Genomic DNA, 12,912 nt, shown 5'->3' with positions numbered 1-12,912 from the left:
TCATGAACAAGAATCTGCTCGTAGAACTGTTTGTTGAAGAATTGCCGCCCAAGGCACTCAAGAAGCTTGGTGAATCCTTCTCCGCCGTGCTGGCCGACAGCCTCAAGGCGCAAGGCCTCGCTGCTGCCGATGCTGCCGTCAGCTCCTTCGCTTCACCGCGCCGTCTGGCCGTTCAGGTCGCCGCTGTGGCCGATAAAGCCGCCGACAAGCCCGTGTCGCAGAAGCTGATGCCTGTCGCGGTCGGTCTGGATGCCAATGGCGCCGCCACCCCGGCGCTGCTCAAGAAGCTGGCCTCGCTGGGCGCGGACGCATCCGCTGTGGCTGGCTTGAAGCGCGTGGGCGAAGGCAAGGCCGAAACCCTGATGTTTGATTCTGTGCAGCCGGGCGTGGCGCTGGCCGCCGGCCTGCAAAAGGCACTGGAAGACGCACTCGCCAAGCTGCCGATTCCCAAGGTGATGGGCTATCAGCTGGCCGATGGCTGGAGCACGGTGAGCTTCGTGCGCCCGGCGCACAAGCTGATCGCTTTGTATGGCGCGGATGTCGTCGACATCTCCGTGCTGGGCCTCAAGTCCGGTCGCGAAACCCTGGGCCATCGTTTCGAAGCCGCCCAGCCGGTGGTGGCTATCCGCGATGCCGACAGCTATGCCGAGCAACTCAAGAACGAGGGCTCCGTGATCGCCTCGTTTGCTGAGCGCCGCGCCGAGATCGTGCGCCAGCTCGCAGCGGCCGCAGCCAAGGTCGGCGGTGGTGTGAAGGCCATCGAAGACGAAGCCCTGCTGGATGAAGTGACCGGCCTGGTCGAGCGCCCGAATGTGGTGATCGGTCAGTTCGAGACCGAATTCCTCGCCGTGCCGCAGGAATGCCTGATTCTCACCATGAAGGCCAACCAGAAGTATTTCCCGCTGCTGGATGCAGCTGGCAAGCTGACGAACAAATTCCTGATCGTCTCCAATATCGCCCCGGCGGACGCCAGCGCGGTGATCCAGGGTAATGAGCGGGTGGTGCGCCCGCGTCTCGCAGATGCCAAATTCTTCTTCGATCAGGATCGCAAGAAGAGCTTGGCCTCGCGCGTCGAAGGCCTTGGTAAGGTCGTGTATCACAACAAGCTTGGCACTCAGGGCGAGCGCATCGAACGCGTGCGCGCGATTGCCAAGGCGATTGCCGGCAAGCTGGGCGTGGATGCGGCGGCGGCCGATACCGCCGCACAACTGGCCAAGGCGGATCTCTTGACCGACATGGTCGGCGAATTCCCCGAGCTGCAAGGCATCATGGGTGGCTACTACGCCCGCCACGACGGCCTCGGCGAGACGATTGCCGACGCAGTGGAAGATCACTACAAGCCGCGCTTTGCCGGTGACGATCTGCCGCGCAACGAAGTGGGCTTGGTGGTGGCGCTGGCCGACAAACTGGAAACGCTGGTTGGCCTGTTCGGTATCGGCCAGCTGCCGACCGGCGACAAAGATCCGTTCGCGCTGCGTCGTCATGCGCTGGGCGTGATCCGTATGCTGATCGAGCGCGATCTGCCGTTGTCGCTTGAAGCATTGGTCAAGGACTCTGCTGCTGCATTCGGCTCTTTGATTACTGACGCCTCGGCTGCGCTGTCCGAGTTTATCTTCGACCGCCTCGCAGGCAGCCTGCGCGAGCAGGGCTACTCGGCGCAGGAAGTCGACGCCGTGCTGGCTCTGCGGCCGCAACGCCTCGGCGACATTGCCAAGCGTCTGGCTGCCGTGCGTGCCTTCGCGGCGCTGCCGGAAGCGGCTGCGCTGGCTGCGGCCAACAAGCGCGTCGGCAACATCCTGAAGAAAATCGAAGGCGAACTGCCGAGCACCGTTACGCCGGCCTTGCTCGCCGAAGAGGCCGAGAAGGCCTTGTTCGCCGCGCTGGGCTCGATTGCCCCGCAGGCGAATGCCGCCTTCGATTCGGGCGATTACACCGCATCCCTGCAGGCCCTGGCGGCACTGCGTGGCCCGGTTGATGCTTTCTTCGATGGTGTAATGGTCAATGCCGAAGAGGCTGCGCTGCGTGCCAATCGCCAGGCCTTGCTGAACCAGTTGTATGGCCTGATGAATCGCGTGGCGGATCTTTCGAAGCTGTCGGCGTAATGCAATGACGGGGCGGGCGAGGAGTGTGCGAGCACTGCGCCCACTCCTTTCTGCCCGATGTGTTGAACGGGAAGCGGGCGAAGCCGGGCCGGGATCGATCCCCTCCTGATTCTCCCTTTCCCCTTCTCTTCAACCCTCTTCCCGGAGAGCCAAGTGAAACTGATCATTCTCGACCGTGACGGTGTCATCAACATCGATTCCGCCCAGTTCATCAAGTCGCCGGAGGAGTGGAAGCCGATTCCCGGCAGCCTTGAAGCGATTTCCCGCTTGGGCGAGGCGGGCTACAAGATCGTGGTGGTCACCAACCAGAGCGGTGTCGGGCGCGGCCTCTTCGACATGGATACGCTCAACGCGATCCACGACAAGATGATCAAGTGCCTTGCCACCGTGGGCGGGCGCATCGATGCGATTTTCTTCTGCCCGCATCCGGCGGATTCGCCCTGCGATTGCCGCAAGCCCAAGCCCGGTATGTTTCAGCAGGTGGCTGAGCGCTTCAATATGGACCTCAAGGGCGTGCCGGCCGTGGGTGACAGCCTGCGCGATCTGGTGGCCGGCCAGGCGCTGGGCTGCACGCCCTATCTGGTGCTGACCGGCAAGGGCAGCAAGACCGCCCTCGATCCTGAGCTGCCGGTGGGGACCAAGGTCTTCCCGGACCTCTCCGCCGTCGCCAATCACCTGCTCGGATACAAGGCCTGATGCTGAACCTGTTGCGCTCACTGGTTTTTGCGCTGTTCCTGCTCTTTGTTTTCCTGCCCTTCACCGGTTTTGTGGCCCTCACGCGCTGGATGAGCCTGCGCCAGCGCTACGACTTCGTGACCGGCTGGAATGCCCGCTACACCCTCGGCGCCTTTCGCCGCCTTCTCGGCATCACCCATCGCGTAGAGGGCCTGGAGAACATTCCGGCCGAGCCGGTGGTGTTTCTCGCCAAGCATCAGTCGGCCTGGGAAACCCTGGCGCTGGCGGCTTTCCTGCCGCCCTCGGCGTATGTAGCCAAGCGCGAACTGCTACGCATCCCCTTCTTCGGCTGGGGGATGGCTCAGATGCCGATCGTGACCATCGACCGCAGTGCCGGCAAGGATGCTTTGCGCCAGGTGGTGGAGCAGGGGGGCGCCTTGATGAATGAGGGCTATTCGGTGGTGATCTTCCCGGAGGGCACGCGCACCGCGGTGGGTGGGCAGCGGCGTTACAAGATCGGCGGCGCCACGCTGGCGGTGGAGACGGGCCGCAAGATCGTGCCGATTGCGCATAACGCTGGTGAGTTTTGGCCGCGCAATGCCTTCGTCAAGCGTCCCGGGGAAATCACCGTGAGCATCGGCCCCGCCATTGATACGGCCGGCCGTAGCGCCGAGGCCGTGAATGCCGAGGCGGCTGCCTGGATCGAGGGCGAGATGCATCGCCTCTTCCCGCAGCACTATCGTCAGTCGCTTGGCAGCAAGCGCGAAGCGGCCCGGGTCGCCCATTGATGGAGCTGCAGCGCACCGCCCAGAGTACGACCGGCGCGGAACAGCGCACTCTCCGGCTGGGGCCGCGCGAGATCGTATTCACCTTGCGCCGCAGTGCGCGCCGCACGCTGGGCATGCAGATCGACCGGCGCGGGCTTACTGTGACCATCCCGCTGCGTGCCAGCCTGCGCGAGACCGAAGCCTTCATGCGCGAGCGTGCGGCCTGGATCGTCGAGAAGCTCGATGAGTGGGCGCAGCGCCAGCCGCCATCCTCCGTGCAGATCAGTGACGGTATGCAACTGCCGGTGTTTGGCGAGCCCTGCACGGTGCACTGGACGGCCGGTGCCAACCGCACGCGCTGGGTGGAAGGCTATGCGCGGCGCGAGCTGCATCTGCATCTGCGCCGTCATGAGGATGCGCCGCGCCTGCTCCTGCGCGGCCTGCAGGAGTACGCCCTGCCGTACTTTGCCGGCCGCCTCGATGAGTATGTGTATCTGCTCCAGCGCACTTACCCTGAGATCCAGCGCCCGCCCTTGTCTCTGTCGAACGCTCGCACGCGCTGGGGCAGCTGCTCAAAGCTCTCCGGCATTCGCCTCAACTGGCGCCTGATCCATCTGCCACGACCGCAGATTGATTACGTGGTGGCGCATGAGGTTGCGCATCTGGTGGAAATGAACCACTCGCCGCGCTTCTGGCGCCTGGTCGGCGAACTCAAGCCCGACTACGAGCGCGACGAAGCGGCGCTCAAACAGGCTCACCGCGTCATTCCGGTGTTCTGATTCACGGGAGCCCTGCTCCCCACTTTCAAGGAGTTACATATGCGCGTACTGCACACCATGATCCGCGTTGGCGATCTGGATCGCTCGATCAAGTTCTACACCGAAGTGCTGGGCATGAACGTGATTCGCACTTCGGATCACCCCGAAGGCAAGTTCACCAACGTCTTCGTTGGCTATGGCAGCGAAGCGGACGGTGCGGTCATCGAGCTGACCTACAACTACGGCGTGGAAAGCTATGAGCTGGGCACCGGCTTTGGCCATGTGGCGATTGCGGTGGAGGATGCCTATGCCGCCTGCGCCGAGATCAAGGCCCGTGGTGGTGTGGTGACGCGAGAAGCCGGCCCGATGAAGCATGGCACGACCGTGATCGCCTTCGTGCAGGATCCGGATGGCTACAAGATCGAGCTGATTCAGCGCGGTACGCTCTGAGTCTTGCCTCGCTGATTCGCCCAAAGAGAAAGCCCCGCACGCGGGGCTTTCTCTTTGGTGGAGCTGGATTCAGGCCGGCCGGCGGATCTGCTTGTATTCCGTGCTGCCGGGACGGGTGTAGCGATGCAGGATGAAGTCGGCCAGCACCACATTGCCGGCGTTACCGCTGCTGTTGTGGCTATCGCTCAAGCGCTCGGCGAGGAACAGCCGGCCGAGCAGGGTGCTGCGCCAGGCTTCGCCGCCCGCAAGCTGATAGAAACGGGTGCGTTCCAGATGCGCACCCCGCAGCAGGCGGATCGCCTCGCGCGGCGGCCGGGCCATGATGGTGGCGAGCGTCATGCTGTTGAGCACGACGGTGTCCAGCGCGTCATAGAAAGCACGGGTTTCCTGGCCGCTGAAGGATTCGTAGTAGCGATGCCAGTCCTGCGGATGCAGCGGGATCAGATCAGTTTGCGGTTTGGTCAGCCAGTACAGGTTCCAGGCCACGGCGTCCTGGTACTTGTACATGAGGCGGAAAATGCAGTGCTCGGTGCCCGGAATGGCGTAGTACTCCGGTGAGCGCGGGGCATACATCAGGGACCCGTTCCAGAATTTCATGGTGCTTCTCCAGCAGCGGCGGCAAAACTGCCGATCTTGTCCGGAGTAACGGGCGGTGACGGGCGAGCTTGAGTGCGGGAAAGCCTGGGCTTTGTAAAACTTGGTGCCTCAGCTACGGGGATGGAAGTGCACCGGCGTGCTTTCAGCCGGTTTTTCGCAGCCACCACAACTGCCGCAGCCGCTGTTGCAGGCTGCCGGGCTGCCAAAAAGCCGGCTGGCTACAGCCTCTGGCAGGCCTGCCTTGCGGGAGGCCGCGCCGATCAGCAGGGAGAGCTTGGGGGCCGCTTTGCGCAGGGCCCCCCACAGGCTGAAGACCAGCACCAGCGCGAGGATGACGGGTTCGAGCGAGGCGTAGCTCATGTCAGTGCGGCCGTGATGTGGAAAGTGAGGAAGGCTGCGCCGTAGGCGAGGCCGGTCAAAAGAGCTGCCCACACGGCGGTGGCGCGCCAGGAAGCGGTTTCGCGGCGCACCACGGAGAGCGTGGCCAGGCACTGCGGGGCGAACACATACCAGGCGAGGAGGGCGAAAGCGGTGGCCAGCGACCATTCGTTGGCGAGTGCCGTGCCGAGGATCTGGGCAGTTTCCTCCTCACCAGCGCCGGAGATCGCATACACCGAGGCGAGGCCGGAGACGGCTACTTCGCGTGCGGCCAGACCCGGAATCAGGGCTACGCAGATCTGCCAGGAGAAACCGATCGGCTCGAAGAAGATGGCCAGGGCGCGGCCGATATGGCCGGCGAAGCTGTATTCGATAGCCGGGCGGCTCCAGTCTGCCGGCGGGGTCGGGAAGGTGGCGAGGAACCACAGCAGCACTGACAGGGCCAGGATCAGGGTGCCGGCACGGCGCAGGAAGATCAGGCCGCGTTCCTTGAGGCCCAGCAGCACGTCGAGCGGATTGGGCAGGCGCCAGGCCGGGATTTCCATCATCAGTGCCTGTTCTTCCGCACCGCGACGACCGAGCAGGCGGGCCACCCAGGCCACGCCCAGTGCGCCGAAGATCCCGGCCATGTAGAGCGCGAAGAGGGTCAGGCCCTGCAGGTTGAACACGCCACCAATGGCGCGGTCCGGGATGAAGGCGCCGATCAGCAGGGCATACACCGGCAGGCGGGCCGAGCAGGTCATCATCGGCGCGACGAGGATGGTCAGGAAGCGATCGCGCGGATCCGGGATGCTGCGGGTGGCCATGATGCCGGGAATCGCGCAGGCGAAGCTCGACAGCATCGGGATGAAGGCGCGGCCCGAAAGGCCGGCGCCGACCATGAAACGGTCCAGCAGGAAGGCCGCGCGCGGCAGGTAGCCGGATTCTTCGAGCACCAGGATGAAGAAGAACAGGATCAGGATCTGCGGCAGGAACACCAGCACGCCGCCGACGCCGGCGATGATGCCGTCCACGATCAGGCTATGCAGCAGGCCTTCCGGTACGTGTTCGCCGACCAGAGCGCCGAGCGCGCCGATGCCAGCCTCGATACCGTCCGAAAACGGTCCGGCCCAGGCATACACCGACTGGAAGACCACCAGCATGACGGCGGCGAGGATTACCAGGCCCAGCACCGGGTGCAGTACCCAGCGGTCGATGGCGGCGTCGACCGGGCTGGTCGGGCTCGGCATGCTGACCGTGGCGGCCAGGATGCGGCGGGTTTCGGCGTGCAGGTCGGCGTCTTCCGCAAGTTTTGGCGGAGCCGGCGGCAGGTGGCCGTCGAGGGCCGCGATCAGGTTGGCCGCCCCCTTCTTCTTGATGGCGATGGTCTCGATGACCGGGATGCCGAGAATGGCCTCAAGTGCCTGGGCATCGATGCGGATGCCACGGCGCGCGGCGGCGTCGGCCATGTTCAGGGCCAGTACCATCGGGCGGCCGAGGCGTTTCAATTCGAGTACGAAGCGCAGGTGCAGACGCAGGTTGGTGGCGTCGGCCACGCACAGCAGCAAGTCCGGCTGTTGTTCGGCCGGATGCTGGCCCAGACACACGTCGCGGGTTACCGCCTCGTCAGGGCTGGTAGCGTTGAGGCTATAGGCACCGGGCAGGTCCAGCACGCGGGCATGGCGGCCTGAGGGCAGTACGAAGAAGCCTTCCTTGCGCTCGACGGTGGCGCCGGCGTAATTCGCCACTTTCTGGCGGCTGCCGGTGAGGCGGTTGAAGAGGGCCGTCTTGCCGCAGTTGGGCACGCCAACGAGGGCCAGGGAGAGCGGGGTGGTGATCAGGCTGGCGCTGTTCATGCACGGGCTCCTGGCAGTTCGATGGTGATGCGCGCGGCTTCCGAGCGGCGCAGGGCAAAGCGTGTGAAGCCGATCTGCACCAGCAGAGGCTCAGCGCCGAAAGGTCCGTGGGCGACCAGACTGACCGGCTCACCCGCTACAAAGCCGAGATCGCGCAGGCGGCTGGCGATCGGATCGGGGCTGCCTTGTTCGCAGACCTGCAGGACGGTGGCCGGCACACCCGGCGTGAGTTCGGACAGCTTCATGGTCATCAGTATGCGATGTGTTGCAATTGAGAATACTTCTCATCGACTGTTTTGTGAACAGGGTTTTATCAAGCTTTTGCCAAATCCTGTGTCTTCACCAATAATTACTGACCGGTTAGTCATTTGTTTGGCTGACGGCCCCGGTGGTTTGTTGCCTTTCCATTCTTTGTTGTCTTTGCTGCACTCACCCTGCTTGCCTTCCATGACCCGTGCCATTCGCCAGCGTCGCAAGGAAACCCGCCCGGCCGAACTGCTGGCGGCGGCGCTCGACGTTTTCGTCGACAAGGGGTTCGCTGCCGCACGCATGGAGGACATTGCCCGCCGTGCCGGCGTTTCCAAGGGCACGGTGTTTCTTTATTACGAGAGTAAGCAAGCCCTGTTCCGGGCCGTGGTGCAGGAGGCGGTGCTGCCGCACCTAGCGGCCGGCGAGGCCTTGCTGGCGCAGCACGCAACCGATCCGGCGCAGCTCTTGCGTGAGTTGCTGCTGCGGTACTGGCAGGTGCTGGGTAATCCGCGCTTGGGCGGCATTTCAAAGCTGGTAATGGCCGAGGCGGGCAATTTTCCAGAGATTGCGGCCTTCTATCACGAACATGTCGTGCAGCGTGGCCACGCCCTGTTCGCGACGGTACTGGAGCGCGGCATCCAGGCTGGCGTGTTTCGCTCCTGTGATCCGCTGATGATGTGCCAGCTGGCCATTGCCCCGCTGATGTTCAGTTGTCTGTGGCAGCAGTCCTTTGCTGGCTGCGAGGCGCAGACCGTTTCACCCGATCTTTACGTTCAGACCCATCTGGACATGTTCATGCGCGGTTTGCTGTGCGAGCCGCCTCCTGCCAGGAGTTCCCGATGAGAAGTACCATTTTCCTGATCGCCAGCGCCCTGACGCTGTCTGCCTGTCACAAGGCGCCCCCTCCGCAGGCGGCGCCGCAGGCGGCGGTGGTTATCCGGGCTGGCAGCGCTGCGGGCGTGAATACCTTGGCCTACGCGGGCGAGGTGCGCTCGCGCTACGAAGCCGATCTGGCTTTCCGCGTGGCCGGCAAGCTGCTTGAGCGACGCGTGAATCTGGGCGACACGGTACGCAAGGGGCAGGTGTTGGCGCGGCTTGACCCGGCAGACCTGGGGCTCTCGGCCAAATCCGCCGAAGCCCAGCTGGCGGCCGCCGAAGCGGATCTGGCCCTGGCCAAAGCCGATTACGAGCGGGCGCAGAATCTCTTTGCACAGAAATTTCTCAGTGTCAGCGCTGTGGATGCGCGGCGCAGCCAGTTCGAGGCGGCTCAGGCTCGCCGCCAGCAAGCCCTGGCCGCGCGTGAAGTGGCGCAGAACCAGCTGGGCTATGCACAACTGGTGGCCGAGCGCGATGGCGTGATCACGGCGGCGCCGATTGAAGTAGGCCAGGTGCTGGCGGCTGGTCAGCTGGTGTTGCGGATTGCCGACCCGGCCCAGCGCGAGGTGCTGGTGTGGATTCCGGAATCCCGCGTGGCCGGCCTCAAACCAGGTCAGGTGGCTCAGGTGCAGGCCTGGAGTGCGCCGGACAAGCTCTATTCTGGCGTGCTGCGCGAGCTTGCCGCGAGTGCCGACGCCAGTACCCGCACCTATGCCGCCCGCATCAGCGTGACGGCGCCCGACGAACATCTGGGCCTGGGCTCCACGGCAGCGGCGGGTTTTGTGCTGCCCATCCCTGCCGGAGCGAATATCGAGCTGCCGCTGGCCGCGGTGATCCGCGGCGACGGGGGCAAGGGCCGGGTGTGGATCGTCGATGAGCAGGATCAGGTGCAGCCTCGTGAGGTGGAGGTGGCGGCCTGGGGAGATGAGAAGGTGCGTCTGACGGGGGGCGTGAAGCCCGGCGAGCGGGTGGTGACGGTGGGGGCCCATGCGCTGTCTGCCGGCCTCAAGGTGCGGCCGGTGGAGCAGGGCGCACCGGTGGTACTGGATGTGAAGCGATGAAAAGCTTCAATCTTTCCGACTGGGGGCTGCGTCATCCGCAGATCGTGTTGTTCATGATGCTCGTGGCGACGCTGATCGGTCTGTTCTCCTATACGCGTCTGGGTCAGAGCGAAGATCCGCCCTTCACTTTCAAGGTGATGGTGGTGACCAGCAAATGGCCGGGCGCCAGTGCGCTGGAAGTCGAGCAACAGCTGACCGACAAGATCGAGAAGAAGCTGCGCGAGATGAACGAGGTCGAGACGTTGAGAAGCTACTCACGCCCGGGGGAGTCGCAGATCATCGTGGTGGCGCGTGATTCGCTCAAATCCAGCCAGATGAAGGACATCTGGTATCAGGTGCGCAAAAAGGTGGGCGATATGCGCCACACCCTGCCGACCGGCGCCCAGGGCCCTTTCTTCAATGACGAATTCGGCGACACCTTCGGCAACATCTTTGCGCTGACCGGCGAGGGGCTCTCCTACACCGAACTCAAGCGCCATGCCGAGGCGATCCGCCTGGAATTGCTGCGCCTGCCGGACGTAGCCAAGGTGGAGTTCTTCGGCGAGCAGGAGCAGCGCATTTACATCGAGTTCTCGCCGCTGCGCATGGCGACCCTGGGGATCGACCCGAAGACCCTGATGGCGGCGATCTCGGAGCAGAACAGCAAGCTCGCCGGCGGCTATTTCGAGCTGCAGGACGAGCGCGTGTTCCTGCGTGCCAAGGGCGAATTTGTGTCGCTTGACGACATTCGTGCCCTGTCGCTGCGCGCGGGCGGGCGCACCCTGCGCATCGGCGACGTGGCCGAGGTGAAGCGTGGCTACGTTGATCCGCCAGCAACCAAGATGCGTTTCATGGGGCGCGAGGCGCTGGGCATCGGCGTGTCGATGCGTGAAGGGGGTGACATCATCGCGCTGGGCCGCCACATGGATGAGGCCAGCGCGAAGATCGAAGCGCAGTTGCCACTGGGCGTGAAGTTCGAGCGGGTGGCCAACCAGCCGCGCGCGGTGACCGAGTCGGTGCAGGATTTCGTACGTTCGCTGACCGAAGCGGTGGTGATCGTGCTGGCCGTGAGCCTGCTCTCGCTGGGTTTTCGTACCGGCGTGGTGGTGGCGATCAGTATCCCGGTGGTGCTGGCGATCACCTTCCTGTTCATGTACTACTTCAACATCGGCCTGCACAAGATTTCGCTGGGTGCGCTGATTCTCGCGCTGGGCCTGCTGGTGGATGACGCCATCATTGCGGTGGAGATGATGGCGACGAAGATGGAGCAGGGCTGGGAGCGCGCTCGCGCCGCGGCCTTTGCCTACACCTCGACGGCCTGGCCAATGCTCTCCGGCACCCTGGTCACTGCGGCGGGCTTCCTGCCGATTGCCACGGCAGCTTCTTCAACCGGCGAATACACGCGCTCGATCTTCGAGGTCACGGTGATCGCGCTGCTCGTTTCGTGGGTGGCGGCGGTTCTTTTCGTGCCCTTCATCGGCTACTGGCTGCTGCCCGATTTCTCCAAGCGCTCCGGCAAGACCGGCATCCTTGTGCGCCTGCTGGCAAAACTGGCGCCGCGCCTCGCGGTGCGCCTGATCGAGCGCAGCCACCATACCCACTCCGAAGCAGCGATCTATTCCACGCCCTTTTACGCGCGTTTTCGCCAGACCGTGGGCTGGTGCGTGCAGCATCGCTGGATGGTGATCGGCGCGACCCTGCTGGCCTTCGCCGTGTCAATCTGGGGCTTCCGTTTCGTGCCGCAGCAGTTCTTCCCGGATTCGACTCGCCCCGAGCTGCTGCTTGATCTGCGTCTGCAGCAAGGTGCTTCGCTGAAGGCTGTGGAGCGTTCGGTGGAGCGCATCGAGCACTACTTGCAGCAGCAGGAAGGCATCGAAAACTACGTGGCCTACGTGGGCGGGGGGAGCCCGCGCTTCTATCTGCCGCTGGATCAGCAGCTGCCGCAGGCCAACTTTGCCCAGTTCGTGATCCTCGCGCGCGGCATGCCGGAGCGCGAGGCCTTGCGTGCGCGCCTGATCGAGCTCTTCCAGCAGGAGTATCCGGAGCTACGCGCCTCCATCAACCGGCTCGAGAACGGGCCGCCGGTGGGCTTCCCGGTGCAGTACCGGATCAGTGGGCCGGAGCACGAGCGCATCCAGCAGATCGGTAGCCAGCTGGCTGGTGTGATGCGCGCCAATCCGCATCTGTCGAATGTGCAGAAGGACTGGGAGGAGGCCTCGAAGGTCGTGCGTCTGCATGTGGACACCGAGAAGGCGCGGCTGGCCGGCCTGTCCCGCGAAGCGGTGCAGCAATTCCTTGCCACCGCGCTGAACGGTGTGTCGGTGAGCCAGTTCCGCGAAGGCAGCGAAGTCATCGAGTTGCAGATGCGCAGCAGCCGGCGTGATCTGGGCCTGGCTTGGCTTTCCGAGCTGGTGATCCCGGTTGGCAGCAGTCGCGGCGTGCCCCTGTCGCAGCTCGCCACGCTCGAATATGACTTCGAGCCGGGTCTGATCTGGCGCCGTAACCAGCTGCCGACGGTGACCGTGCGTGCCAGTCTGTATGGCCGCGTCCAGCCGGCTGAAGTGGTCCAGCAACTGGCGCCGCAGATCGAGGCGATCCGTGCTTCTCTGCCGCTGGGTTATCACCTTGAAGTGGGTGGCGCGGTGGAGGAAAGTGCCAAGGGCGGCAGCTCGGTGGCGGCCGGCGTGCCGCTGTTCATCATTGTGGTGCTGGCGATCCTGATGCTGCAGTTGCAGAGCTTCGCGCGCATGTTGATGGTGGTGCTCACCGCCCCGCTGGGCATGATCGGGGTGACGCTTGCGCTGCTCGGTTTCGGCCAGCCCTTCGGTTTCGTCGCCATGCTGGGCACCATTGCGCTCTCGGGCATGATCATGCGCAACTCGGTGATCCTGATCGACCAGATTGATCAGGACGAAAAGAACGGCGTACCGCCTGCGCAGGCGATTGTCGAGGCAACCGTGCGGCGCTTCCGCCCGATCATGCTGACCGCCCTGGCGGCCATCCTGGCGATGATCCCGCTATCTCGTTCGGCCTTCTTTGGCCCGATGGCGGTGGCGATCATGGGGGGGCTGCTGGTCGCCACGGTGCTGACCTTGTTGTTCCTGCCGGCGCTGTATGCCGCCTGGTACCGGGTGAAAGAATGTAAGGCCTAAGGGCGGGGCCGGCGCGCACAGGCTAGAATTCCC

12 protein-coding genes are annotated in these 12,912 nt (G+C 64.3%); 8 read left to right on the top strand and 4 right to left on the bottom strand.

Annotated features, from left to right (window positions below; all coding sequences use genetic code 11):
- Positions 1 to 2 precede the first annotated feature (2 nt).
- From glyS to gloA, 5 genes are all read left to right on the top strand, one after another.
- Positions 3 to 2,102, top strand: a complete 2,100-nt coding sequence (gene glyS / locus Q3Y64_RS07280; RefSeq protein WP_303560633.1) for a glycine--tRNA ligase subunit beta — start codon at positions 3 to 5, stop codon at positions 2,100 to 2,102.
- A 153-nt stretch (positions 2,103 to 2,255) separates the two neighbouring features.
- The gene (gene gmhB / locus Q3Y64_RS07275; RefSeq protein WP_101941892.1) at positions 2,256 to 2,798 is read left to right on the top strand and encodes a D-glycero-beta-D-manno-heptose 1,7-bisphosphate 7-phosphatase; all 543 of its coding nucleotides are present in this window, start codon (positions 2,256 to 2,258) and stop codon (positions 2,796 to 2,798) included.
- A 2-nt stretch (positions 2,799 to 2,800) separates the two neighbouring features.
- Entirely contained in the window at positions 2,801 to 3,565 is a 765-nt protein-coding gene (locus Q3Y64_RS07270; RefSeq protein WP_101942229.1) for a 1-acyl-sn-glycerol-3-phosphate acyltransferase, read from the top strand.
- Positions 3,565 to 4,323, top strand: coding sequence for a M48 family metallopeptidase (locus Q3Y64_RS07265; RefSeq protein ID WP_101941891.1), 759 nt, complete (start codon positions 3,565 to 3,567; stop codon positions 4,321 to 4,323). Before Q3Y64_RS07270 ends, Q3Y64_RS07265 begins: the two co-directional genes overlap by 1 nt.
- 39 nt (positions 4,324 to 4,362) lie before the next feature.
- Complete coding sequence (gloA, locus tag Q3Y64_RS07260) at positions 4,363 to 4,752, top strand: lactoylglutathione lyase (RefSeq protein WP_101941890.1); 390 nt, start codon at positions 4,363 to 4,365, stop codon at positions 4,750 to 4,752.
- A gap of 69 nt (positions 4,753 to 4,821) precedes the next feature.
- Here gloA and Q3Y64_RS07255 read toward each other — a convergent pair whose 3' ends face one another.
- The 4 genes from Q3Y64_RS07255 to Q3Y64_RS07240 all read right to left on the bottom strand — a co-directional run bounded on the left by Q3Y64_RS07255 (position 4,822) and on the right by Q3Y64_RS07240 (position 7,807).
- Complete coding sequence (locus Q3Y64_RS07255; RefSeq protein ID WP_101941889.1) at positions 4,822 to 5,349, bottom strand: hypothetical protein; 528 nt, start codon at positions 5,347 to 5,349, stop codon at positions 4,822 to 4,824.
- Positions 5,350 to 5,457: 108 nt separating this feature from the next.
- Positions 5,458 to 5,709 carry a DUF6587 family protein gene (locus Q3Y64_RS07250; protein ID WP_101941888.1) on the bottom strand — a complete coding sequence of 84 codons (252 nt, stop codon included), beginning with the start codon at positions 5,707 to 5,709 and terminating at the stop codon, positions 5,458 to 5,460.
- Positions 5,706 to 7,562, bottom strand: coding sequence for a ferrous iron transporter B (locus Q3Y64_RS07245; RefSeq protein ID WP_303560631.1), 1,857 nt, complete (start codon positions 7,560 to 7,562; stop codon positions 5,706 to 5,708). The genes Q3Y64_RS07250 and Q3Y64_RS07245 overlap by 4 nt, the downstream gene beginning before the upstream one ends.
- The gene (locus Q3Y64_RS07240; RefSeq protein ID WP_101942228.1) at positions 7,559 to 7,807 is read right to left on the bottom strand and encodes a FeoA family protein; all 249 of its coding nucleotides are present in this window, start codon (positions 7,805 to 7,807) and stop codon (positions 7,559 to 7,561) included. Before Q3Y64_RS07240 ends, Q3Y64_RS07245 begins: the two co-directional genes overlap by 4 nt.
- Before the next feature lie 202 nt (positions 7,808 to 8,009).
- Between Q3Y64_RS07240 and Q3Y64_RS07235 the strand changes: the two genes are divergently transcribed.
- The 3 genes from Q3Y64_RS07235 to Q3Y64_RS07225 are packed head-to-tail and all read left to right on the top strand — an operon-like array spanning position 8,010 to position 12,879.
- Entirely contained in the window at positions 8,010 to 8,654 is a 645-nt protein-coding gene (locus Q3Y64_RS07235) for a TetR/AcrR family transcriptional regulator (RefSeq protein WP_303560630.1), read from the top strand.
- Positions 8,651 to 9,748 carry an efflux RND transporter periplasmic adaptor subunit gene (locus tag Q3Y64_RS07230; RefSeq protein ID WP_303560629.1) on the top strand — a complete coding sequence of 366 codons (1,098 nt, stop codon included), beginning with the start codon at positions 8,651 to 8,653 and terminating at the stop codon, positions 9,746 to 9,748. The genes Q3Y64_RS07235 and Q3Y64_RS07230 overlap by 4 nt, the downstream gene beginning before the upstream one ends.
- A complete protein-coding gene (locus Q3Y64_RS07225) occupies positions 9,745 to 12,879 on the top strand; it encodes an efflux RND transporter permease subunit (protein ID WP_101941884.1) in 3,135 nt (1,044 codons plus the stop codon). The genes Q3Y64_RS07230 and Q3Y64_RS07225 overlap by 4 nt, the downstream gene beginning before the upstream one ends.
- Positions 12,880 to 12,912 lie beyond the last annotated feature (33 nt).

The sequence above is a fragment of the Uliginosibacterium sp. 31-12 genome (assembly GCF_030548425.1).
Classification (GTDB): domain Bacteria; phylum Pseudomonadota; class Gammaproteobacteria; order Burkholderiales; family Rhodocyclaceae; genus Uliginosibacterium; species Uliginosibacterium aquaticum.
Note: the sequence above shows the minus strand (reverse complement) of the source record. Positions and strands in the feature narration are given on the sequence as shown.